Origin of the sequence: Arthrobacter sp. 3Tela_A, from assembly GCF_049311025.1 — a bacterium.
Taxonomy (GTDB): Bacteria; Actinomycetota; Actinomycetes; order Actinomycetales; family Micrococcaceae; genus Arthrobacter_B.
Genome location: NZ_JAXIOM010000012.1, coordinates 39,370 through 64,028 on the forward strand (window position 1 = coordinate 39,370; position 24,659 = coordinate 64,028).

General features: G+C 68.8%; 12 protein-coding genes. 7 read left to right on the top strand and 5 right to left on the bottom strand.

What is annotated here, in order from left to right; genetic code table 11:
* Positions 1-10: 10 nt before the first annotated feature.
* Positions 11-4,597, top strand: coding sequence for a DUF4082 domain-containing protein (locus TVC13_RS05945; RefSeq protein ID WP_422400306.1), 4,587 nt, complete (start codon positions 11-13; stop codon positions 4,595-4,597).
* Here TVC13_RS05945 and TVC13_RS05950 read toward each other — a convergent pair.
* From TVC13_RS05950 to TVC13_RS05970, 5 genes are all read right to left on the bottom strand, one after another.
* Entirely contained in the window at positions 4,594-5,667 is a 1,074-nt protein-coding gene (locus TVC13_RS05950) for a hypothetical protein (RefSeq protein WP_422400307.1), read from the bottom strand. The two genes, TVC13_RS05945 and TVC13_RS05950, sit on opposite strands and share 4 nt — an antisense overlap.
* A complete protein-coding gene (locus TVC13_RS05955) occupies positions 5,664-7,010 on the bottom strand; it encodes an MFS transporter (RefSeq protein WP_422400308.1) in 1,347 nt (448 codons plus the stop codon). The genes TVC13_RS05950 and TVC13_RS05955 overlap by 4 nt, the downstream gene beginning before the upstream one ends.
* An 8-nt stretch (positions 7,011-7,018) precedes the next feature.
* Positions 7,019-7,663, bottom strand: a complete 645-nt coding sequence (locus TVC13_RS05960; protein WP_422400309.1) for a hypothetical protein — start codon at positions 7,661-7,663, stop codon at positions 7,019-7,021.
* A gap of 79 nt (positions 7,664-7,742) precedes the next feature.
* Positions 7,743-10,475, bottom strand: coding sequence for a WecB/TagA/CpsF family glycosyltransferase (locus TVC13_RS05965; protein WP_422400310.1), 2,733 nt, complete (start codon positions 10,473-10,475; stop codon positions 7,743-7,745).
* Positions 10,476-10,667: 192 nt separating this feature from the next.
* On the bottom strand, positions 10,668-11,297 hold the full coding sequence (locus tag TVC13_RS05970; protein WP_422400311.1) for an acyltransferase: 630 nt from the start codon (positions 11,295-11,297) through the stop codon (positions 10,668-10,670).
* Between the two features lie 227 nt (positions 11,298-11,524).
* On the opposite strand from TVC13_RS05970, the gene TVC13_RS05975 reads away from it, so the two are divergent.
* The 6 genes from TVC13_RS05975 to TVC13_RS06000 all read left to right on the top strand — a co-directional run bounded on the left by TVC13_RS05975 (position 11,525) and on the right by TVC13_RS06000 (position 24,619).
* The gene (locus tag TVC13_RS05975) at positions 11,525-14,218 is read left to right on the top strand and encodes an AAA family ATPase (protein WP_422400312.1); all 2,694 of its coding nucleotides are present in this window, start codon (positions 11,525-11,527) and stop codon (positions 14,216-14,218) included.
* Between the two features lie 176 nt (positions 14,219-14,394).
* Positions 14,395-17,178 (top strand): LuxR C-terminal-related transcriptional regulator, encoded by a 2,784-nt coding sequence (locus TVC13_RS05980; RefSeq protein WP_422400313.1) that lies wholly within the window; start codon positions 14,395-14,397, stop codon positions 17,176-17,178.
* Positions 17,178-19,907 carry a LuxR C-terminal-related transcriptional regulator gene (locus tag TVC13_RS05985; RefSeq protein ID WP_422400314.1) on the top strand — a complete coding sequence of 910 codons (2,730 nt, stop codon included), beginning with the start codon at positions 17,178-17,180 and terminating at the stop codon, positions 19,905-19,907. The genes TVC13_RS05980 and TVC13_RS05985 overlap by 1 nt, the downstream gene beginning before the upstream one ends.
* Positions 19,908-20,563: 656 nt before the next feature.
* Positions 20,564-22,300 (top strand): sugar transferase, encoded by a 1,737-nt coding sequence (locus tag TVC13_RS05990; RefSeq protein ID WP_422400315.1) that lies wholly within the window; start codon positions 20,564-20,566, stop codon positions 22,298-22,300.
* A 47-nt stretch (positions 22,301-22,347) separates the two neighbouring features.
* Positions 22,348-23,340 (top strand): NAD-dependent epimerase/dehydratase family protein, encoded by a 993-nt coding sequence (locus TVC13_RS05995; RefSeq protein WP_422400316.1) that lies wholly within the window; start codon positions 22,348-22,350, stop codon positions 23,338-23,340.
* Positions 23,321-24,619: a glycosyltransferase gene (locus TVC13_RS06000; protein WP_422400317.1), complete on the top strand. Its 1,299-nt coding sequence runs from the start codon at positions 23,321-23,323 to the stop codon at positions 24,617-24,619. Before TVC13_RS05995 ends, TVC13_RS06000 begins: the two co-directional genes overlap by 20 nt.
* Positions 24,620-24,659: the final 40 nt, after the last annotated feature.

A 24,659-nucleotide genomic window follows, 5' to 3' on the forward strand; every position in this document is an offset into this window, starting at 1 on the left:
CACCGCCCTCATGAACCGCGCACCCGAAGACACTCCCGCACGTGGTGGAGCCCGCCCCGGTGGAGGCCGCCCCGGCGCAGTCCGCCCCGGCGCAGCCCGCACCAGGAACGCCCGCCGCAGGCACCCGGCCCGGACCGCGCTGTTGCTGGCGGCACTGCTGGCCGTGGCGCAGCTGGTTCTCCCTGCCGCCCAGCCGTCCCCGGCGGCAGCAGCAGAAGACTGTTCCGGCGCCGCCAACCCGGTGGTCTGTGAGAACGCCAAACCCGGCGCCGACCCGGATGAATGGGACATTGAGAAGGCCGGGGACCCCAGCATCCAGGGCTTCTCCACCGACATCAGCGTCAATGCCGGGGACAGCCTGGACTTCAAAGTGGACACCGACGCCTCCGCCTACACCATCGATATCTACCGCACCGGCTGGTACCAGGGACTCGGCGCCCGGCACATTGACTCCGTAACGCCGTCGGCCGCGCTGCCGCAGAACCAGCCCGAATGCCTGCGGGATGTCCGCACCGAACTGGTGGACTGCGGCACCTGGCACCGCTCGGCTACCTGGCACGTCCCCGCCAACGCCGTCTCCGGAGTGTACGTGGCGCTGCTGAAGCGCACGGACACCGGAGGGGCCAGCCACATCACCTTCATTGTGCGCAGCGACTCCTCCACGGCCGACGTCGTTTTCCAGACCTCGGATCCCACCTGGCAGGCGTACAACACCTACGGCGGGTCCGACTTCTACCGCGGCGCCGCCAACGGGCGTGCCTACAAACTCAGCTACAACCGGCCGGTGACCACCCGGGCAGACAACGACGGCCGGGACTTCTACTTCAGCGCCGAATACCCGCTGGTGCGTTTCCTTGAAAAGAACGGCTACGACGTCAGCTACATCTCCGGGGTGGACACGGACCGCCACGGCGAGCGGCTGCTGAACCACAGCGTGTTCCTCTCCGTGGGACACGACGAGTACTGGTCCGGCCAGCAGCGCAGCAACGTGGAAGCAGCGCGCGACGCCGGCGTGAACCTGCAGTTCCTCTCCGGCAACGAGGTGTACTGGCGCACCCGGTATGAACCCTCGACCACCGACGGCGGCGCCCACCGCACACTGGTCAGCTACAAGGAGACCTGGGCCAACACCAAGATCGATCCGGCGCCGGAGTGGACCGGTACCTGGCGCGATCCCCGGTTCACCGCGCAGAACCAAGGCGGGGGCCTGCCCGAAAACGGCCTCACCGGCACCGCCTACGTTGCCAACTTCTCCGACCTGCCGGTCACCGTCAGCGCGGAGGAGGGCAAGTACCGGCTCTGGCGGCACACTGAACTCGCCTCGCAGAATCCCGGCACCCGGACCGAGCTGGCACCGCATACCGTCGGCTACGAATCGAACGAGGACCTGGACAACGGGTTCCGTCCGCCCGGGCTCGCCCGGCTTTCCACCACCACCGGTCCCACGCCCCAGTACCTGCGCGACTTCGGCAATACCGTCACCGAGGGCACCACCACCCACCACGTCACCCAGTACCGGGTGCCCAGCGGAGCGCTGGTCTTCTCCGCCGGCAGTGTGCAGTGGACCTGGGGCCTGGACCGGGAACACGACGGCTGGGGAGGAGCCGCGGACCGCAGGATGCAGCAGGCACAGGTGAACCTGCTGGCAGACATGGACGCGCAGCCGGCTACGCTGGACCCTGCCCTGACCCGCACCGCAAGGAGCACGGACACAGCCGCGCCGTCCACGGCCATCACGTCATTCCAGCCCGGCAGCACGGTGGGCAACGGGCAGGCGGTCACCGTCTCCGGGACCGCCGCGGACACCGGCGGCGGCCGGGTCGCCGGAGTGGAGGTCTCCACCGACGACGGCGAAACATGGTCCGCGGCCGAGGGCACCACCGCCTGGCGGTATACCTACACCCAGCACGGCATGGACACCCAGACGATCCATGCCCGCGCCATCGATGACAGCGGGAACTTCAACGCAGCCGGGGTTTCCGCCCACGTGGGCGTCCAGGGGCCGTTCACCGTTTTCGGTGCCGAGGAACCGCAGACGGCGGACGGCCTGGACCGTTCCCCGGTGGAGCTGGGCATGCGTTTCACCCCGTCAGTGTCCGGGTTCATCAGCGGAGTGCGCTTTTACAAGTCAGCGGCAAACACCGGCCAGCACACCGGAACCCTGTGGGACGCGGCCGGCAATGCCCTGGCCACGGCGGTGTTCACCGGCGAAAGCGCAACGGGCTGGCAGCAGACGGTCTTCGCCGAGCCCGTTGCCGTCACCGCGGGCCGCGGATACGTGATCTCCTACAGCACCCAGACCGGCCATTACGCCACCGCGGCGGACTACTGGTCAGCACACGGCAGCACTGCGGCCCCGCTGCTGGTCGCCGGCGGCTTCGGAGCGCCGCCCGCAGGGGTCTTCAACACCACACCCGGCCGGTTCCCTGCTGACAGCTACCGAAACACCAACTACTTTGTGGACGCTGTCTTTGAAACCACCAGCAACGCCCCGCTCTCCGCGTCCTCTCACACCCCGGCCGACGGCGCCTCCGGAGTCCCGGCCGCCACCCGGATCAGCGCCGTGCTGTCCCGGGAAGCCACGCGCGAAAGTGTCAGCATTGAGCTCCGCGACGCGGCCGGAAACCCTGCCGCAGGAACCACCCGCTACTCGGCGGCCAGCCGCACGGCCGAGTTCCTGCCCCAGGTGCCCCTCGCGGAAGGAACCCGGTACACCGCCGTGCTCACGGCCACGGACACGGAAAGCCGCGCCCTGGTGTCCGGCGGAACCTGGTCCTTCACCACCGCACGGAACGTGGCAGAGGGAGAATGTCCCTGCAGCCTGTTCAACGAGGACACGATTCCGTCCCTGCCGCAGCTTTCCGACGGGATCCCGCTGAGCCTGGGCGTCGCGTTCCGTCCGGACGCCGCCGGCACGGTGACCGGTATCCGCTTCTACAAGGGCCCGGGCAACACCGGTGTCCACACCGGCCGGCTCTTCGGCCCCGGCGGTGCTGAACTGGCCGCAGTGACGTTCAGCGGTGAATCCTCCTCCGGCTGGCAGAGCGCGTCCTTCGCCGTTCCGGTGCCGGTGCAGGCCGGCGGGGAGTACGTGGCAGCCTACAGCTCACCGACCGGAGGGTACTCAGCCAACCTTGGCCAGTTCGCCGGCAGCTACACATTCGGACCGCTGACGGTGCCCGCTGACGGCGGCCGGTACGTCTACGGCGGAACCTACCCGGACCGGACGTCCACCTCCGGGTATCTGGTGGACGTGGTCTTTGAGCGGAGCGGCCCGGTCCTGGGCGTGCACGCGAAGGCACCGGCCGACGGCGCGGCCGGCGTTCCTGCGGACACCCGGGTATCCGGAGTGTTCTCCCACGAAGTGCTGCCCGGCTCCGTCGCCTTTGAAGTCCGCGGGCCGGACGGACGGACTGTGCAGGGCCAGACCTCCTATGACGCCGGTACCCGCACCGCCACGTTTACCCCGGCCGCCCGGCTGGCAGGGGGCGCTGCGTACACGGTGCAGCTGAGCGCGTCAGCCTCCGGGGGACTGCTCCCGGACGGCAGCGGCACTTGGACCTTCACCACGGCAGAACCTCCGCCGGAGACCGAATGCTGCAGCCTGTTCCCGCCGGATACCGTTCCGGCCGTGGCGGTGGTCGCGGACGGCTCACCGGTGGTCCTGGGCACTGCTTTCCGGTCTTCCACCGACGGACTGATCCGCGGCCTGAAGTTCTACAAGGGCCCCGGCAACACCGGCACGCACACCGGGCAGGTGTTCAGGGCCGACGGCAGCGTCCTGGCCTCGGCCACGTTCACCGCGGAATCCGGCACCGGCTGGCAAAGCGTCCGGTTCACTGCCCCGGTTCCGGTCCGGGCAGGGGAGCAGTACGTGGCTGCGTACACCTCGCCGTCGGGCACGTATTCCGTCACCCCGGGACAGTTCGCCACGGCTTACGAGAACGGCCCGCTCACGGTTGATCCCTCCGGCGGACGGTTCACGTACTCCGGCGGCTATCCCGCCAGCACCTCAGCAGCCGGCTACCTGGTGGATGTCCTGTTCGAGCCCGCGGAGCTTTCCGCGGAACCGGAAGTCCCGGACACCGGCTGCCCCTGCAGCCTGTACGCGCAGACGGACGTCCCGCTCATCGACCGGGTCCTGGACGGAACCCCCGTAACGCTGGGCACCGCGTTCTCCGTGGCCGGCCCCGGAGAGATCAGTGTGCTGCGCTTCTACCGCGGGCAGGGCAACACCGGCCCCCACACCGGGTACCTCTACGATGCCGGCGGCACCGAACTGGGCCGGGTGACCTTCCCGGCCGGCGGCGGCTCCGGCTGGCAGTCCGCAGTGCTCGCGCAGCCGGTCCGCCTGGTACCGGGCACTGAGTACACCGTGGCGTACACCGCGCCAGCCGGCGTCTACTCCGCTACGCCCGGCGGGTTCGCTGCCGGACGGGACCGGACGCCGCTGCTGGTTCCGGCCAACGGCGGACGCTACTCCTACACCGGAACGTTCCCCACCACGCAGACCGAGGCAACCTACCTGGTGGACGTGGTGTTCAGCCGGGATCCGGACCAGGACTCAGACTCAGACTCAGACTCAGACTCAGACTAGGGCTGGCGGACGACGGCGGGGGACCAGGCGTGTTCGATGAACAGCTGCGGTTCCCCGCCGGTCCGCTCCAGCGCCCAGACGTCCGAGTCCCCGGGGGTCCCCTCCCGGGGCAGCCCATAAAGCACCGTGTCCTCATCCAGCCACTCAACCTGGTCATCCACACTGCGGGTTTCGCCCAGGACAGTCTCCGTGAGGGTGTCCAGCTCAAGCACAGCGACCCGCCAGTGCGGAACCGCCGACCCGGAAACCTCTTTTTTGTAGGCGATCCGCAGCCCGTCCGGTGACAGCGAGGGGCACTCCACACCGTCCCGCAGCGCCGTGAGCGTGCGTGCCGAAAGACTGCCGCGCACCAGCCAGGTGGAGGAGCCGCTGGCCGCCGTGGCATAGAAGGTATCCCCGTCCGTGCCAAACGTAATGCCCCAGATATTGCGGTCCGCGGCAGTGACCTCCGCGCCGTCGACCAGCAGGGTGAAGTCCTGGATGTTGCCGTGCTGTGTGCCGTCCACTCCGGTAATCCGGGTTTCGGTGGAGAACCCGCCGCCGGCGTAGGAGTGCCCGGTCACGAACGCAGTGGAGGCAACCAGGGTGCCGTCCGGGGAGACCCGGGTGCGGCTGGGGATCCCGGCCAGCGGCCAGGATGTGAGGGTGTTCCCGTCGGCGTCGAGAAGCACATCGGAAAACACGGCCAGCGCCCCGGCAGTGGTCTGCAGGCAGGAGCGCACGGCAGCGGCGGCATAGATCCGGTCGCACACCGTGTCCTCGATCCGGCGCGCCCCGGCGGGGTCCGTCAGCGGCACGGTGGCAATGTGGCCGTACCCGTCTCCCGCCGCCGTGTTGCGGAACATCAGGTAGGCCCCGGCGGGGACTGGACGGGAGGTCTCCAGGGCCACCTGCGGCGCCGCAGCGGAGCGCTCGCGGTAATCCCGGAATGCACTGAACCCGTACAGGGCACTGCCGGCGACGACGGCGGCAGTCACCACCGCGAGCACCCGCCAGCGGGCAGCGGAGGCCGGAGGCGCATCGGGGGAGGGGACAGCGGGCGGCGGATCGGACCCGGCCGGCGTAATCACGGGGCGTCCGCTGCGGCAGCGGGAACCGGGCGCCGGGCCACGAACCGGATCAGCCAGGCCGCCGCCGGCAGGGCCAGGGCCAGGGCACCTGCCGCCAGCCACAGCGCCGTCTGCGCTCCGAGGGCGTACCAGAGGACACCGAACAGGCTCGACGCAACCAGCCGGCCCAGGGCGACCACGGTCTGGGCAGCGGCGATTCCGGTTGCGCGGACCCGTTCGGGCACCAGGCCGCCCATCAGCGCGGCGAGTACCCCGTCCGTTGCTGCGTAGAACGCGCCGAGGGCCAGCAGGCACAGCATCGTGGCCGCCGGTCCGCCGAAACCGGCGCAGACATAAGCGGCCAGCAGGCCGGCATGGCCCAGCAGGAAGACGCGGTGCCTGCCCCAGCGGTCCGCCGCCCGGCCCAGCGGAATGGCCAGGAGCAGATACGCCGCGTTGGTGCCCACAAAAAGCAGCGGGAACCACACCGGGCTGAACCCGCCGGAGGTCAGCAGCAGCAGATAGAGGAAACCATCGCCCACGCTCAGCAGGGAAAGCAGGCCGGCAGCGACCAGCAGGCGCCGTACCGGGGGAGTGTTCAGGGTCCGCAGGGCTCGGCGTCCGCCGCGCCGTTCCCTGGCCGGCAGCTCACCGGCCGGGGGCGCTGCTGCGCCCGGGTTTCCGGCGCAGGCCGGAGCCGGACTGGCGGCCCGGTTCCGGCTGCCGGACTGGGGACGCAGGTTCGGAACCAGCAGCACCAGCACGGCGACGCCCAGGACAGCTGCCCCCAGGGAGAACACGAACACCGTGGAGTAGCCCTGCGGAATCACCAGCAGCACCCCAAAAGCCAGCAGCGGTCCGGCAGTTGCCCCCACCGTGTCCAGCATGCGGTGCACGCCGAAGGAACGGGCCAGGTGCTCCGGCTGCGCCGCGGTGGTGATGAGCGCGTCCCGCGGTGCCGTCCGGATGCCCTTGCCTATCCGGTCCAGGCTGATCACTGCTGCCACGGCACCCACCGAAGCTGAGACCAGCAGCCCGGCCCGCGCCGCCATGGACAGGCCGTACCCGGCTGCGGCCACCCACTTGGGCCGGTCCACCGCATCCGAGGTCCAGCCGGCGCCAATCCGCACCACGGCACTGATGCCCTGCTGCAGCCCGTCCAGGAAACCGTAGGCAAGGATGGACAGCCCCAGCGCCCCGGTGAGGTACACCGGCAGCACCGCCGCTACGGCTTCGGAGGAAACGTCCGTGAGCAGGCTGACGATGCCCAGCCAGACGATCACCGGTGAGAGCCGGAAGGGCACCCCGGACGCGGCTGCACGGCTGATGCGGTGGGCCCGCTGGTCGGCAAGTGAAAGGTACACGGAGACTCCTACAGGCCGGCGCGCAGGACGGCGAAAACGAAGTACTCCGCTCCCGGTGCGGGCTCGCCCGCGGTTACCGTCACGGAACTGTTGCCGTAGGAGAAGACGGCGGTGGTGACTCCTCCGGTGGTTTCCCGGGCACCCGGCTGGAATCCCAGGGCAGCAAAGTGCCGGTCGTAAAACTCCAGCACGGCTGCCGGATCAGCGGCTGCGCGCAGCCCGGCCTGGAGGGTGTTCCCGGAGGATGCCACAGAGGAGGAGACCACGCGGGACCCCGGCACCGGGGGCACCAGGTCCTGCGGGAAGGCGTCCACCAGCCGGCCCTCAGCGGCGCCGGCCTCCGGCAGCGGCAGGGACAGCAGGGTCCGCGGTTCGGGCAGTTCCCGTGACGCCGGAAGGGAACCTCCCGGCTGTCCGGCGGCACCCGGGGGAACTTCCAGCGGGCGGTCGGGGTCTGGTGCCGGCGCCGGCGGAAGGGTGTTGGGTGCAGCGGCGGTTTCCTGCGGCACTGTGCCGCCCGGGACCTGGTCCGCGGCGGGGCTGGGCTGCTGGGCGTTCTCCACCGGTGCGGGTCCGGCGCCGCTGCCGGGCAGCCGCGCCAGCACCATGCCTCCGGCGACCAGCAGCACGGACAGGAGGAGGCCAAGGAGCACGACGGTCCGGCTTACCGGCCGGGGCACCTTCCCGCCGGGCGGCCGTTCCGCCGGCGGGAGTGTTTCGGGGTACGGGATCTTAGGATGCAACGGTCCGCTGCTGCTTTCCGGCCCGGGTGCTTTCATCCCGCTCCCATGGCGTTTCCGTGCCCGCCGCGGCGGCCATCCTTCGGCCGGCGATCGTGAAGGCCGTGTAGACAGCGGCGTCGAACGCGCTCCGGGGTCCGCGAACCGCGCCCAGGATTCCGGCCGCGCTCGCAAGGGCGGTGCTGCCCAGGGCTCCCTGCTCCGCGTTGCCCCGGTAGGTCCGCCGCAGCACTGCCAGCAGCCCGGGAACGTCCCGCGGCAGGCGCACCAGTACCGGCGGGCAGTCGAGGACAGTTTTCTCTTCCGCCGGAAAGAACCGTTCCACATACAGATCATCGGCGACGACTGCGGGCAGGAGTCCCAGCCGTTCACCGGCCTCGGCGCTGAGGGCGTAGGCTCCGGCTCCCCACAGCGCCTGCCGTGCCGCCGGAAGGTGCCGCCGGGCCCGGTAATAGGACCGGACCAGGGGGCCCGCGCCGTCGAGGTCGTAATCAACGGCCGGGCGCACGGCCAGAGAACCGGTGGCCAGCGCCTCGAAGACCGCACGCACGGTCTCCGGACGCACCCGGATGTCCGCGTCCAGGTACAGGCGCGGCCACCGGGAGGCAGCGGAGTTGCCGGCGTTGATGGCACCGGTTTTGGAGGCTTCGTCCAGTTCCAGTACACGCACTCCGGTCCTGGTGCGGGCCTGCCCGGCAGAGTCGTCGGTGCACCCGTTGCACACCACGATCACTTCGGTTCCGGCTGCAATCACCGGTGCCAGCGCGTCCAGAGTGGAGCCGATAACCTGTTCCTCGTTGTGGCAGGGAATGATGATGCTTCCCTCGGGGAAGGACCCCAAGATGTCCGTCCGGGGCTGCGCCGTGGAAGGATCCGCCGTGGAAGCAGCCGCCGTTCCTGCCGGATGCTGCGCCCGGGGGAGCCGGCGGCGGCGGCCCGGCAGGAGCAGCGCCGGAACCGCCTTATGGTGCCCGGCCTTGCCGGTCCGCAGCATCTCGGAGAGCAGCACCGCAGCGTGGAACGCTGCCACGTAGCCCCGGCCCCGGTACAGCTGGGCGTACCGAACCCGGTTCACAGCCATCAGCGCCGCAAGATCGTCCGATGAGCCGGAGCCGCCGCGCCTGTGCACCATGGAAGCGGCCGGCTCGAACCAGATCTGCGCACCGGCTGCGCGGGCCCGGCGGAAGTATTCCGTTTCCTCGGAGTAAAGGAAGAAGGACTCGTTCCAGCCGCCCAGCCTGCGTGCCAGGGGCATGTCCACCAGGAGCGCCGCGCCCGTCGCCCAGTCCACGGGATGGGCGTAAACGTAGGCTTCGGCGTCGTACTCGATTTCCGACAGCCAGCCCGGACGCCTGGACAGGCGCCGGCCGGCGAGCGCATCACCCAGGGCGCGGGTGATGCTCGGTTCCCGGCGGAGGGAGTGGTAGGTGCTGCCGTCCTCATCGGCGAGCAGCGGCACTACAACGCCCGTGCCGGGCTGGCGCAGACGCTCCAGCATGGCGAGCAGGGCGCCGCGGCGGACGCGCAGGTCCGGATTGAGCACCAGCACCGCCCCGGCGTCCCCGGCCAGCTGCGCGGCCGCGTTGATGCCGCCCGCGTAGCCAAGGTTCCCGCCGGTCTGAACCACCAGCACGTCAGGGTGAGCGGCAAGTTCGGCGACCGTGGAGTCTGAGGAGGAGTTGTCGGCTACGGCCACCCGGACAGCAAGGTCCTCGGTTTCGGCCCGGAGCGAGGCAATCAGGTCAGGGATGTCACCGGCGTTGTTGTGGGTCACTGCCAGGACACAGACGTCGGCATACCCGTCGGCGGGTGCGAAGCGGTGCGGCACCGGCGCGGGGGACGGGGCTGCCGGCGGAGGCACCTCGCGCACCGGGACCGCCGGGGCAACCTCACCGGCCGGGCGCTGCAGCCGAACGTAGGCGGGCGGTCCCTGGACCAGGTAGCGCCGTGCCAGGCGGCGCGGTTCCAGCGCCAGCCGCCAGGCCCACTCGAGGCTGTTGGCAGCGGCCCAGTCAGGCGCGCGCTGGATGCGTCCGGCCAGGAAGTCAACTACGGCCCCGAAGGCCAGCAGTACAGGGGCTCCTGTTGCGGCGCCGTTCTCCGCGATCCACAGTTCCTGCCTGGGTTTGCCCAGCCCCACCACCAGCACATCGACCCGGGCGCGGGCGATCTCTGCCGTGAGTTCACGATTCGCTGCAGCATCCCCCAGCAGTCCGCGTTCCGGTGCCCAGCACCCGGCGATGCGCAGCTTGGGGCGCAGCTGGGGCAGCACCTGGCGGAGCCGTTCGTGGGTCTGCGGTGCCCCGCCCAGGAAGCCGACGCTCAGGCCGTGTTCCTCGCACTGATCCAGCAGCGGGTTGATCAGGTCACTGCCGGCCAGGCGCGGCCACTGGCGCTGGGTGAGGGCACTGGCACGGGCCGCGATCGGCGCCCCGTCCACCATGTTCAGCCATTCCACGGGCCCGGAGCGCCCGCAGCCGTCCAGGGCGCCGACCCAGCGTCCGCCGGTGCCGAAGTAATGCAGGTGGTCCAGGTTGACCGAGGCCACAGCCAGCGGAGGCCCCTGGGCGCGGCGCGCCCGGTCCACTATGGTGCCCACTGCCCCCGCGGCGGTCAGCAGATCGATCTGCATGTCCGCCAGGACCAGCCGTGTGCTGCTGTGGGTGGAGTCGGTTCCCGGCCCTGTGGGCACAGCGGTGCCCGTTCTCTTGCCAAACTTTGCCAAGTCCCTCTCCTCCACCTCGTTGCTACCGCAGCGAGAATAGGAGCGGGCCCGTTCAGGGGCACTGGGTATCTGCTACTGGTCTCCGCGTGGGGAGTACTGGCCAGGGACAGTAATTCTGCTAAGCCATACCCGGGTAGGGTCGCTGGTCAGGCAAAACCCTGCTGGTCCGGGGAACCAGCGGTTCAGCCGGGTTCAGTCGGGGACTGCAGCCGTGTCCGCGGCACGGCCTGAAACCGGCACCAGCCCGCCATCCTGGAGCCGGAAGCCGGCCTGGGTCACCGGACAGGTGAACTCCTCCGCCCCTGGCCCGGCCACCAGCGGACGCCCGGCCGGACCCACCCACCCCCCCTGGCGGGCCGGAACTCCCGCGACGACGGCGTAGGCCGGGACGTCGCGCGTCACCACCGCTCCGGCCGCCACCGTGGCCCAGGCTCCGATCCGCACCGGGGCGATGCACACCGCACGGGCACCAATCGCGGCCCCCTCTTCCACCTCGACGCCCACCGGCTGCCAGTCCTGCGCGCTCTTTAGGGATCCGTCCGGATTCACCGCACGCGGGTAGGTGTCATTGGTGAACACCACGGCAGGTCCCACGAACACGCCGTCGCCCAGCACCGCCGGCTCGTAGACCAGTGCATGGTTCTGGATCTTGCAGTTGTCGCCGATCCGGACGCCCGGACCTATATAGGCGCCGCGGCCAATGACGCAGCTTTCGCCGATCACCGCGTCCTCCCGGACCTGGGCCAAATGCCAGATGAGGGTTCCGCTGCCTACCGCCGCGTTGGCGGCGACGTCTGCTGTGGCTTCGATCCTGCTGCCCATGCCGAATGTCCTCTCCTCCCGGCGGGACTTTTGCCTGCCGTGCTGGCCACACCCTACCGCTGAGCGTGCAGGACGGGTATCAGTCCACCGGGGGCAAGTAGTCCCGGCGCAGGCGCAGCCGGACGGCCCGGACCAAGTGGTGCAAAGGCAGTAGTAACTACGTGTAGGCGGCGCTGATCCGCATCCCTACGCTCGTGCCCGTGCCCAAAACCTCGAGGCAGGAATACATGCGCGTAGCTCCCCCACAGCTGTACCCCGGCAATGCCGCCGGGGGGACGCAGACCAGGCTCATTGGCCGGACCGAAGAATTCACTGCCGTCGTTTCTGCCGTCGAGTCCAACGGCGGGGCAGTCATCGTCGGACCCGAAGGGGTGGGAAAGACGGCCCTGGCCAACGCCGCGGCACGGGCCGTGCAGAAAGGCTTCCACGTGGTGCACATCCGGGGGAGCAGCTTCTCCTCCGGTACTGCTTACGGTGCACTGGCCTGGCTGCTCAGCGAAATGCCGGACACTCCGCTGGAAAACCCGGTGCAGGTATCGCGGGCCCTGAAAGCCCACCTGGAGCTGCGCGCGGAGGGCAGGCGGACACTGCTGGTGGTGGACAACGTCCACGAACTCGATGCCCTGAGCCAGACCGCCACCGTCCAGCTGATGCGCCAGTCCTCCGCTGCCCTGCTCGCTACCACCCCGGACCTGCTGCGCTGCGGAGAGGATCTGGTGCGGCTGTGGGCGGAGGGAATGATCCGCAGGATCGACCTGAGTCCCCTCGACCCGGCGGACTCACTTGCCCTGATGGAACAGATTGCCGGGGGCCGGCTTTCAGCCCTGGCAGCCCACACCGTGTGGCGGCAGACCAGAGGCAACCCGCTCTTCACTTCGCTGCTGTGCCGGGACCAGATCACCGCCGGCCGTCTGACGGAACACGGAGGAGTCTGGACGCTTGCGGGCCCGCTGTCCTTCAACGGCGAAATCTCCGACTGGCTGGAGTCCTGGTACCGCCGCATCGGTCCGCCGGAACGCCGGGTCGTGGACCTGGTGTCGCTCTGCCCCGGCATCCCGCTGCAGGTACTGCTGGAAACCGCTGACGCCCAAGCCGCCGAGACCCTGGAAGAGCAGGGTGTGCTGGAGGTTTCCCACGGGGACGGGTCCGTGCGGCTGAGGAACCCGCTCTATGCCCGGCTCGTCGCCGAACGTGTTCCCCTGGGCCACTTCTTTGAGCTCTGGCAGGAACTGCTGGGAGCCCGGCTGAACCCTGCCTCCTGGGCGGATGGGCCCGCCAAGGCCTTCGCTGTCTGGTCCGCCACGGCCGGAAATGCCGTTGACCCGGCGCTCGCAGCCCGGGCCTGCGCGGCTGCCAACCGGGACGGGGAACCGGACACCGTGCTGAAGATCGCCGCGGCCGTCCAGGCACCCGGGCCGCATCCGCGCCTGATGCTGGAACGCGCCCGGGCACTGCGTACCCTGCACCAGGCAGCGGCAGCCGAAGAGGAATTGAAGAACCTCATCGGGATGAACCATCCGGAAACGGAGGTGCCGGCCCTGCTGGAACTGGCCCAGACTGCACGTTCCCTGTCCCGGCCACATATGAGCGCAGCGCAGGCACTGCGGCAGGCGGAAGCAGCGTCGGCGGCACTCCCCGAACCGGGCCGCACCGAACTCCTCCAGCAGGCAACTGCGGTCCGGGCCTCCCTGGCAGTCCTCGACGCCGATCCCGCTGCTGCACCGGCGGCGCTGGGAGCGCTCTGCCTGGACGCGGGCGCACCTGCCGACGTCGTTCTGCAGGCGCGTGCCTGCCGGTGCCAGCTGCTGGCGCTTAGCGGCAGAACGCAGGAAGCCCAGCAGGAGGCCGCGGAACTCTGGGAAAGCCTGCAGCAGGCCCGGGATCTTCCCCTGACTGCCGGCGCGGAGATCCTCGACGGAATCGTCTGCACCCACATCATGTGCGCGGACCCCGCCCGCGCCCTCGCACTGCTGGACCAGGCCAGGCGGCTGCCATACCTGGAAACCCACCTGAGCGCCTGGTCTGAGCTGCCTGCCGGAGCGATCCACGCGATCGCCGGGCGGGCGGACACAGCGCTGGGCTGCCTGGTTCCGGCACACCGGCAGCTGGAGGTCGATGATCCCCGCGGCCTGCTTCCGCTGGCGCTCGCCGCCATGGCCTACTGCTACGCGCAGCGCAAGGAGTGGGACAGGATGAGTGAACACCTCGCTGCCGTGCCTGAGTTCAAAACGGCTCCGGCGGCATACGTACTGGCGGCCACCCGCTATTTCCAGCTGGCCGCCGTGCTTAGCCTCGCCCCTGACGGTGACCTGCCGCAGCAGCTGACGGACCAGGGGAGGAGGGCATCACGGAACGGGAACTTTCCGGCAGCTGTCCTGTGCCTCTCCTCGGCAGCCCTGGCAGGGGACGCGGCTGCCGCAAAACTGCTTGAAACCACGGCGGCTGCCGGGGACGGTCCCGCAGCCCGCATGTGGGAACGGCTCGGAGCGGGGCTCTGGCAGGGATCGGGCAAAGCACTGTTCGAGTCCGCTGAGGCACTGCTGGCCCGGGGCCTGTACGGGCACGGATACAAAGCGGCCGCCGCGGCACAGGAAGCTGCAGAGTCAGGAAACCAGCGCGAACTCTCACGCCGGGCCCGGATGACTGCCAATGAGTGCTACCGGATGCTCGCCGACGCCAACAGCCTGGAAAGCCGGCTGGCGAACCTGTCCGATTTCGAACGGGACCTTGCCGCACGGGCAGCTTCCGGTGCCAGCAGCGCCCGGCTCGGCAGCGCCCTGCACCTGTCTCCGCGGACGGTGGACTGGCATCTGGGCCGGATCTTCCAAAAGCTCCATGTCTCCGGACGGGCTGAACTCCGCCGGCTCCTCGGGAACGGAGCGGTGAGGCGGGAGGGGGAGGCGGGCCAGTACTTCAAGTAGACGAAGCGCTTCTCCGCGCTGCCGCCCAAGTAGCGGCCTGAAATAACACCGGTGTAATCCGAGTAGGGACTGCTGATTACTGGTGATTCCTACTCAGGCAGCCACTACTTGCCCTACCTAGTCTGTTGATCGCCTGCTTTCGCGGGCGAGTTGGCTTGCTAGGAAGAGGTCTCATTGTGGAGAAGCATCATTCGTCCGGCGCCTACACACTTATGGCGCACCGTCCGCCGCTGTGGGACTCTGCTCCCGGACCGCAGGGACAGGAAGCACCGTTCCTGGGCCGTACCGGCCTGATCCAGGCGATGACCGAACGGCTGCGTCCTGATTCGCCCGCTTCCGGATGCCTGATCATTGGCGAAGCCGGCAGCGGCAAGAGCGCCCTGATGCGCCACGTCCTGGCCGTGCACGGACAGGACGCCTACATCGTCAATGTCCGGGGCTCTGCCTTCGCCGGCAAGACGGCCTTCGGCGCCCTGACCTTTATGCTCTCCGAGCTTGAACCCGAAGAGGCCTCCCATCCCGTGCTGATCCTGCGCGGACTCACCGACCTCATCCGCGAACGGGCCGCCGGACGTCCGGTCATCCTGGCCGTGGACAACGCGGAGGAACTGGACGAGTTCTCCGCCATGGTCCTGAGCCAGATGGTGGTGAACCGCTCGGCCCACATGTTCGCCGCCTTCCGTGATTTCAGCGCAGCACCGGCCGAGTTCATGGGCCTGTGGAGGGAAGGACTACTCACCCGGCTGGATTTGGAGCCGATGCTGCCTTCCGAGTGCGCCCACCTGCTTGAGGCCGAACTGCGGGGTCCCATCAGCCGGGCTGCGGCGGAAGACCTCACCCGGGTCAGCCGCGGCAACCCGAACATGCTCCTGGCCGCCGCCGCGGACTACCAGGACAGCGGGAGGGTAACGTGTGTGGACGGCGTCTGGGTGCTGGACAAGTCCCGGCCCTGTGCCTTCCCCCGGCTCTACTCGGCGATGAGCGCCCGCCTCAGCGGACTCACCCAGGACCAGCGGGAACTGCTTGACCTGCTTGCCCTTGCCGGAGCGCTGCCGCTTACCCAGGTCCTGAAGCAGCTGGACAGCCGGGAAGTCGACGCCCTGCAGGAAGCCGGGCTGCTGCAGCTGGAACACGCCGGCACCCCCGCCCTGACCCTCGTTGACCAGGGCCTGGGAACCGTGCTGAGGGGACAGATCGAGGCAGGGAGGCGCCTTCAGCTGCTCGATGCGCTCCCGCCGGACCCTGAGATCTCCTGGCCCGCGAACGCCGCCAGCTGGCTGCTTTCCGCCGGGAAAAAGGTGCCGGCCGAACTGGCCCTCGCCGCCGGCCGTGCGGCCAATGCAGCCGGGGACCACCGCGCAGCCGAAGAATTCATCACGGCAGATCCCGGTCACCTCTCCTCAACTCCGGCTGTGCTGGAACTGGCCAGCGCACTGCTGGGCCGCGGTGATGCCGCCGGTGCGGCCGCGGCAGCCGCACGGCACCGTACCTTCGACGAACCGGGGGTGCCGTCCCCGGACACGGTGCGCCTGCTGCTGGTTGAGGCTGCAGCCGAGTGCCGGGTTTCCGCGGTGCGGCAGTTCGTGAACAGCGGCGCCGACGACGGTCACGGTTCCCGCCTTGACGACGCCGAGCGGATCCTGGCCTCGCTGAGTGCCAGCGGACTGCCGCGGGGTGAAGCAGCACAGCTCAAGCGGGAGCTGATACTGGCCCGGGCACGGTGCCTGGCCCAGCACGGACAGTACCGGCAGGCCGCTGCGTTCCTTTCCGGCGTGTATGCCCGCGGAGATGAAAACGGCCGTGGTTTCCGCGCCGTAGTCGGCTCCTGGCTCTGCGTTGCCTGGGGGATGACCGACCGGCAGTCCGATGCGCTTGAACTGGCCGCTGCCCTCTGGCCGATGCTCGCCGACGGGAGCCAGCCGGACTTGGACGAGGCCGAGACTGCCGAGGCGCAGGCCCGGATACTGCACGTGCTGATGGTCACCGGGTCGCTGAACGCCGCAGCGGAGTTCCTGGCCCGGGGACAAGGCCTGGAAGGTGCCGGAAGTTTCGGCGGGACGCTGCATGAAGTCTGCGAAGGCGTGCTGCATGCCTTCGCCGGACGGGGAGCGGCGGCCACTGCCCGGCTGCTTCCCGCAGTCAGGCAGCTGGCCATCTCGGACCCGGGCGGACTGCTGCACACCGTCAGTGCCGTGGCAGCGTATGCCGCCGCATTGCAGGGTCAGCGGGAGCGGGCCGAGGGCCACCTGCGGACTGCCGATACTGCGCCTGCCACGCCGTCGTGGGCACTGCAGCGCACAGCCGCCCACTTCACTGTCCTGGCCCGGAGCCTGCTCGGCTCGGAGGACTCCGGTGAGGCCCTGGCGGAAATGGCCAACCGGGATGAGGAACGCGGTGCCGGGGCCTACGCCCTGCTGAGTCTGCTCAGCATCGTCCGGCTGGGGGACACCGTGGCGGCCCAGCAGCTGCTGGATGTGGCTTCCGGCCTGCAGGGACGCTTCGCCCGGCTGTGTGAGGACTATGCCAAGGGAGCAGCCGGCTGCGACCCGCAGCAGCTGCTGCTCGCATCGGATGCCGCCGCGGCACTCGGGCATGAACTGTTCGCCCGGGAGACAGGGGAGCGCGCCCTGGAAATCGCAGCCGGATCGGGGGACCGGGCGACCGTGCGCTTTATCCACCGCACCCGCCGCATGCAGTCCGGTGAGGCAGAGAGCGACGCCGAGGTTGAAGACTGCCTGCGCGGGCTGACCGCACGTGAACGGGTGATTGCCCGGCAGGCAGCTGCGGGAACCAGCAACAAAAACATTGCCGCGGAGCTTTCAATCTCGGTCCGCACCGTGGAAGGCCACCTCTACCAGATCTACTCCAAGCTGCATGTGGGCAGCCGGAGGGAACTGGCAAGGCTGCTGACCGCGAACCACCCGGCCAGCCAGGCCGGCGCTGTACGGGGGGCACGGTAATGCAGGTCCAGTCATCAACTACACCGTCCGCACTGCTGCGGGGCGCCGAAGCGGAGGCTGTGGCCAACCACCTGCTTGATCCGATGCTGCGCGGCGCGATCGTGCTGGCTCCGGAAGGAATGGGTAAAAGTGCCCTGGCTGAGGAGGTGCTGTACCGGCTGGAAGGCATTGTGACGCCATACCGGATCCACAGCAGTCCGGTCATGGCCCGCATTCCGTACGGAGCGCTGACGCCGTTCATGGAACGGGCCATGGCGGAGGACCTGGATTCGCCGCTGGTCGTGCTGCGCAATATCCGCAAATGGTTCCGTGCGCGTGCCGAAGCCGGGCACCCGCAGGCGCTTCTCGTGGTCGACGACGCCCATCACCTGGATGAATCCTCCAGCCACGTCCTGGTTCAGCTGGTTATGTCCGGTGAACTGCGGCTGCTGATCCTCTCCCGCAGCCGCAGCGCGAATATCCAGGAACTGCTTTCCCTGGCCCGCGACGGGCTGCTCGCCCGGCTGGACCTGGAACCGCTCTCACTCGACGCCGTGCACCGGCTGTGTGTGCAGGAACTGGGCGGCCCGGTGCTGCGTGCCTCCACCGCCGTCCTGGCCCGGGTTTCCGGGGGCAACCCGCTGTATGTCAAGGCACTGGTGGCCGGGGCGCGCAGGCGCGGTGAACTGCTTCAGAGCAACGATGCGTGGTATCTGCGGTCCATGCCCGGGGTGCTGGAGCCTACTGTGCAGGACCTCGCCAAGCGGCTGCTGGCCAGCCGGCCGGAGAAGGAACGGGCAGTGCTGGAGATGGTTGCGCTGGCCGGTGTTCTGCCGCGCCAGGTGCTGGGCTCTTCCGCGGACCAGGCCTCGGTGCAGACCCTTGTTGATGACGGGTTTCTGGTTCCGGCTGCAGGTACGCCGGACCAGCTCCGCATGGCGCAGCCGCTGCACGCGGATGCCATCCGGTCCCTGGTGCCGCCCATGCGCAGTATTGAAATCCGCCGGCAGCTAATCGAAACAGGCGCATCTGGCCTGGCGAAACTGCACGATCCTCGCCACGCAGCCTGGGCGCTGGACTGCGGCGGCGCCCCCGCAGACGAGGGGCTGCTGCAGGCCGCGAAGGCAGCGAATGCCGACGGCGATGCAGAGCTGGCGCTGCGCCTGGCACTTGCGGTCCAGTCCGGTCCGCTGGCTGTCCGGGCCCGCGTTGAAGCAGCCAGCGCCCAGCTGGCGCTGGGCAACTTGTCGGAGGCCCGGGCCGGCCTCGAACAAGCCGTTGCCGCCGCCCCGGACATCCAGACCCTGGACGAGGCAGTGCTGGCCACCGCCCAGCTGGCCGCGTGCTCCGACCAGGCCGGGGAGCGCCTGCGCGCTCTGGCCGGGGACTGGCTGGCCCGCGATGCTGAACTTGGCACGGGGGATCCGGACGGCCACCGGGCCGCCTGGCTGGCTGCCGGGGGCGGAGTCCTGGCGCTGTGGGCCGGGCTCTGCGACGGGAACCTGCTGGTTCCCGGGGGATCGGCAGCCGCCGTCACGAAGCTGCTGGAGGCGGATGCGGCAAACCCGCGCTCGTCCGTGGCCCGGCACGAACTGCGGGCCCTGGGCTATGCCCTGGTCTGCGAAAGGCATACGGCCGCCGGCGCCGTGAATGAAGCCCTGCACGCCGCCGGGCAGGCTCAGAACGAGCTGCAGGGCGAGCCGCGGGCTCAAAGCCGGGTGCGTGGAAGCGTCTGGCTGCGGCGCGGCTTTGCTCTGCTTCATGGCGGCCACTTCGAGAAACTCGGTGAGCTGCTCAGCACGGAGCTCGGCGCGCCGGCGCCCCACCTGCTGGCCTACGGCGGCAGCATCGGCGTGCTGGAAGGCGCCCTAGAGATTCACCAGGGACGGTTCCGGGAAGGGCTGCGCCGGCTGCGGCCCGCGGTGGAGGCGCTGCGGGCACGCGACCCTGAACAGCTGCTTCCGTATGCCCTGGCCATAGCCGGATATACGGCCGCGGTGGTGGATGACACTTCACCGGCCACCCGCTACGCCTCCGAGCTGCGCGGCCTTGGCTACTCGGGTCCCCGGGCCCTTGAACTGACCGCCCGCGCGTTTGCCGCTGCTGCCCAGGCACCCCAGGGCAGCGAGGAGCCGCCGCCGCCACAGGTGCGGGCCTTGGCGGAGGAAGCGCGGGAGCTTGGCCAGCTGGCTGCGGAGAAGGACATCTTGGAACTGGCGCTGGCAGTGGGGGACCTGAAGCAGGCGAAACGCCTGGTGGACCTTACCGACGGTTTCGAGGGCGGTGAAGCTGCTGCCCTGCATGCCTATGCAGCGGCAGTCGCCGCGGATAACCCCGAGCGCATGGTCGCTGCTGCGGATGAAGCAGTGCGCCGCCGTAAGTACCTGGTGGCGGTGGAGTGCATCGGGCATGCCATCCGCTATTACGGTGCGCACAACAACCTGCGCCGCCAGCGCGCCCTGATTCAGCAGCTGCGCCGACGGCGCGAGGAGCTGGCCGGGGTCACCGTGTCCTATCTGAGCCCCAGCGTCCACCAGGTCCGGCTGACCAAGCGGGAGCATGAGATCGTCGAGCTCCTGCTCGAAGGCGCCGGGACAAAGGATATTGCGGCGAAGTTCACGCTCTCGCAGCGCACCGTGGAAGGCCACGTTTACCGGATCTACGTGAAGCTGGGCATCAGCAAGCGTACTGAGCTGGAGGCCGTGTACCGGGCGCTGGAAGCCGAACCGAAGGTTCAAGCCGGCCACTAGCTGCACCGGAGAGAATATCCGCGCGTTCCGGTTCGGGTAAGCGCCGGGGCCAGGGTGAGAGAGTGCCGTCCCCTGGCCCAAGTAGCGCGTTTGGGCCATAGGGTAGGGAATCTTTCCGATCGAGTGAAGCCGGGACTTTTTGAGGTGGGAACTACTGGTGTGCGGCCAGGCCCGCTGCCGTTGACTCTCTTTTGTCAGCGCGGGAGCGAGCAGCAGGTTTCGCTGTACTGCCAGGCTCGCCGGGACTCAGTCCTCAACCGGCACCCTGCCTCCCGCACCGGCACTCAGGACCGCACAGAAGGATGTGCGCGGGCCTCCCGAAGCGGAGCCGGCGGCGTCGAAGTCTGCTGAGACCCAGACTTCCCCCCAGCCGTCGCCGGCTCCTCCTCTTCGGGTCTGTTTCCATGTCCAGTCGAGGACGCCGCCCCACCTCCTGGAACATCCATGCCCGGCCTCTGCGCCGGGCATTTCTGTGCCTGGACCCGGGCGTGTGCTGCCTCCGGGGCAGTGTCCGGGTAGCCGTGCAAGTACCCCAATCCGGGAGGGCGAGTTTGCCCCGGTGACGCGAGTATCCGGTACTCGTGCTGCCGCCCGGGCCCGCTTCTACATTGATGGCCGTTGGCAAGCATTTGCATACGAAGGATGACGGTCTCTTTATGAGCGCAGATACACATCGGCTGCTGCCGGGCAAGTTCCTGGAGGGGGAAGCGAGAGGTGCTGCGGAGGTCCAGAACGCGCCCGGTGTCCGGCACCACTCCGGTGCTCCCCGGCACGGTGGAAACGAGGCACACCTGCAGGCTCCGGGCCGGCAGGGCGCCCAGCAAACCGAATTCACACTGACTCCGGCCTCCGCCCTAAACGGTTCGCCGGTAGCTGCCGGCGCCGGCGGAGCTGCACTGCCCGTGCAGCCCTTCGTCTTCCCGACCTTCATCACCCGTCCGTCCGGAGCCTCCCGCAGTCCAAAGACCTCCGCCGTCGCCTGGAACCGGAAATATGAACGGATCCTGATCCTCACAGACGCCCTGGTGGTGTTTGCTGCGGTCCTAATCGGAACGGTGGCGAGGTTCGGCACGCAGGCTGGAGAACTGCGCGTGGGACCGCTTGCCACCACCTACTGGGTCTTCTCCCTGCTGCTGGCCGCCGGCTGGATGCTGGCACTGCACACCTACCGCAGCCGCGACCCGAAGATCGCGGGCATGGGGACGGATGAATACAAGCGGGTGGTTAACGCCACGTTCGCTGTCACCGCGGGAATGGTCTTCGCCTCCTTCGTCCTGCAGTTCGATCTCGCCAGGGGGTACTTCGCCTTTGTCCTCCCCGCGGGCACAGCGGGACTCATCTGTTCCCGGTGGCTGCTGAGGCAATGGCTGAAGGCCCAGCGGCAGCGCGGACGCTTCCTCTCGCGGGTGGTGGTGCTGGGCCGTCCCAAGGACGTGCGCTACGTTGCCCACCAGATCGCGGCGAAAGCCGGCGCAGCCTACAAGGTCGTGGGCGTGGCAGTCTCCGGCAAACCGCGCTCCAGCCTGGTAGTGGACGGAGTCAGCCTTCCGGTGGTCTCGGACACCGAGCACGTGGTGGACGCGGTGGGCAGGCTCGGAGCAGACGCCGTCATCGTTGCCGGACCCACCAAGGGAGGCAGCGACTACGTCCAGGAGCTGGGCTGGAAGCTGGAGGAATCTGCGGTCCAGCTGATCCTCACTACGGGGCTGACCAACGTTGCGGGGCCCCGGATCCACTCCCGGCCGGTGGAAGGCCTGCCCCTGATGCATGTGGAGCTGCCCCAGTACGCGGGCGGAAAACACCTGCTCAAACGAGGCATGGACATCGTCCTGTCCGGGCTGGCGCTGCTGGCCCTGGTTCCGGTCTTCCTGATCCTGGCAGTCCTGGTCAGGCGGGACAGCCCCGGCCCGGTCCTGTTCCGCCAGGAAAGAGTCGGACGCGGCGGAGAAGTGTTCGAGATGCTCAAGTTCCGCTCAATGGTGCAGACCGCGGAAGACGACCTCGCCGGGCTGCTGGACCGCAACGAAGGCTCCGGGCTGCTTTTCAAGATGCAGCACGACCCGCGGGTCACGAACGTCGGCCGCTGGATGCGCAAGTACTCCCTGGATGAGCTGCCTCAGCTCTGGAACGTCTTCCTGGGGCATATGTCCCTGGTCGGCCCCCGTCCTCCGCTGCCGCGTGAAGTGGCCCAGTACGGCAACCGGGTGCACCGGCGCCTGTACATCAAGCCGGGCCTCACCGGCATGTGGCAGATCAACGGGCGCTCGGAACTGAACTGGAAAGACGGCGTCCGGCTGGACCTCTACTACGTGGAGAACTGGTCCGTTGCGGGCGACCTCATCATTCTCTGGCGCACGGCAAAGATGCTGCTGCGTCCGGTCGGTGCTTACTAACCCAAACACACCGGCGCTTGCTGGTCTCACATTAAGGAACCGAAATTATGAAAAGTCTCGTTACCGGAGCCGGCGGCTTTATCGGTGGACATCTGGTTGCCAAGCTGGTCAGTGAAGGGCATGAAGTCCGTGCCGTTGACTGCAAGCCCATAGAAGAGTGGTACCAGGTCCACGACGGCGCGGAAAACGTCCAGGGGGATTGTTCGCTGCTGGAAACCGCCCAGCAGGTGACCCGCGGCATGCAGCATGTCTACAACCTTGCGGCAGACATGGGCGGCATGGGGTTCATCGAGAACAACAAGGCTGCGTGCATGCTCACGGTCCTCACCAGCACCCACATGCTGGTCGCTGCCCGGGACCAGGGCGTGGAGCGCTTCTTTTACTCCAGCTCGGCCTGTGTCTACGCCGCGGAGCACCAGACCACCTCCAACGTGACCGCCCTGAAGGAAGAGGATGCCTACCCGGCCCAGCCCGAAGACGGCTACGGCTGGGAAAAGCTCTTCACCGAGCGCATGTGCCGGCATTTCCAGGAGGACTACGGGCTGCAGACCCGGGTGGCCCGGTTCCACAATGTCTACGGGCCGGAAGGTACGTGGGAAGGCGGCCGGGAGAAGGCCCCGGCAGCACTCTGCCGCAAGTTCGCGACGGCGTCCCTCACCGGTGATCCGGACCTTGAGATTTGGGGCGACGGCGAACAGACCCGCAGCTTTATGTACATTGACGACTGCGTGCGCGGCATCCTGGAGATCATGAACGGGGACTCCGCGGAACCGGTCAACCTGGGCTCGGCGGAACTTGTCTCGATCAACCAGATGGCGGATGTGCTGGAGCAGATTTCCGGCACGGTGGTGAACCGGCAGTACAAGCTCGACGCCCCGCAGGGCGTCCGCGGACGCAACAGCGACAATACCCTCTTCCGGTCCATCTACGGCTGGGAGCCCTCCATCTCGCTGAGGGAAGGCCTCGAGCGCACCTACGAGTGGATCCTCGGTGAGATCAAGACACAGAGGGGGCTGGTTGATGCGACTCCAGGTGCATGATTTTTCCGGACACCCGTTCCAGGCTGAGCTGTCCCGGGAGCTGGCGGCGCGTGGCCACAGCGTGGACCACGTGTATTCCGCTCAGTACAGCAGCGGCAAGGGCGTCCTGGAGCGCACGGACAGCGACCCGGCTCTGCTGAGCTTTTCGCCGCTGGACTCCGGTACGCCGTTCCAGAAGTACAGTGCACTGGGCCGGCTGAAATTTGAGCAGGCCTACGCCCGCACCTGGCTGGAACACAACCGTCGCAGCGCCCCGGAATGCATCGTGGCGTGCAACGTCCCGCTGTTCGCCCTGGACCAGTTCCGCCGGGCGGCCGTGCGCAGCAGGCAGCCCTGGCTGCTGTGGCACCAGGACCTGTTCAGCAACGCGATCTCCGAGGAACTGGCCCGCCGGCTGCCGGCACCCGCTGCCGGCTCCGGCAGCGCCCTGGTCCGCCGGATCGAAGCCGGCATAGTGCGCAGCGCCTCCCAGGTGGTGGCTATCGGCGAGGAGTTCCGCCTCGCCTACCGCCGGTGGGGGCTGGACACCGGACATGTTTCGGTGATTCCAAACTGGGCGCCGCTGGAAGAGATTGTTCCGCGGCCGCGCAGCAACGCCTGGGCAGCGGCGAACCTGCCGGCAGAACCGGAGCTGAGGCTGCTCTATGCGGGCACACTTGGCCGCAAGCACAATCCGCTCCTGCTCTCGGACCTGCTCCGGTCGGCTCTGGCCGCCGGGCTCCCGGCACGTCTCATTGTGGCCTCCGAAGGGGAGGGCATCGAGATGCTCCGTGCGGACCTGTTGAAGGACCCTGACCTGCCGGTGACGCTGCTGCCCTTCCAGCCGGCGGCAGACCTGCCGGACATGCTCGGGTCCGCGGACGTGCTGGTCACCATCCTGGAACCGGAGGCTTCGCGTTTCTCCATTCCCAGCAAGGTGCTGTCCTCGCTTGCCGCGGGCAGGCCGCTGCTGGGACTTATGCCGGAGGACAACCCGGCCGCTGCGGACATCCTTGCGGCGGAGGGATACGTTGGCCCGCCCACCGAGTTTGGGGTTGCAGGAGCCGTCGTCTGGCTCCGTTCCCTGAACCAGGACCCGGCAGCTGCGGAAAGACTCGGTGCCAAGGGCCGGGAGCTGGCCGAAAGCCGGTTCGGGATTGTTCCGATCGCTGACCGGTTCGAGGCGGTGCTGCGGCGGGCCCTGCCGGGCGCGGAACCCGCTCCGGACGATACCCGTCCCCGCCCGGCGCACGCCGGGCCGTCCCGGTTCCGCAGGAAGCAGCAAAATGCTGCGGCCTAAGCCGGGAACGGCAAAGGCGGACGGCGGCTCTGCCCGGCAG

Coding starts and splice junctions, on each gene's coding strand:
- TVC13_RS05995 (WP_422400316.1), top strand. CDS start 22,348: ATGAAAAGTCTCGTTACCGGAGCCGGCGGCTTTATCGGTGGACATCTG.
- TVC13_RS06000 (WP_422400317.1), top strand. CDS start 23,321: ATGCGACTCCAGGTGCATGATTTTTCCGGACACCCGTTCCAGGCTGAG.
- TVC13_RS05975 (WP_422400312.1), top strand. CDS start 11,525: ATGCGCGTAGCTCCCCCACAGCTGTACCCCGGCAATGCCGCCGGGGGG.
- TVC13_RS05985 (WP_422400314.1), top strand. CDS start 17,178: ATGCAGGTCCAGTCATCAACTACACCGTCCGCACTGCTGCGGGGCGCC.
- TVC13_RS05970 (WP_422400311.1), bottom strand. CDS start 11,297: ATGGGCAGCAGGATCGAAGCCACAGCAGACGTCGCCGCCAACGCGGCG.
- TVC13_RS05990 (WP_422400315.1), top strand. CDS start 20,564: ATGAGCGCAGATACACATCGGCTGCTGCCGGGCAAGTTCCTGGAGGGG.
- TVC13_RS05945 (WP_422400306.1), top strand. CDS start 11: ATGAACCGCGCACCCGAAGACACTCCCGCACGTGGTGGAGCCCGCCCC.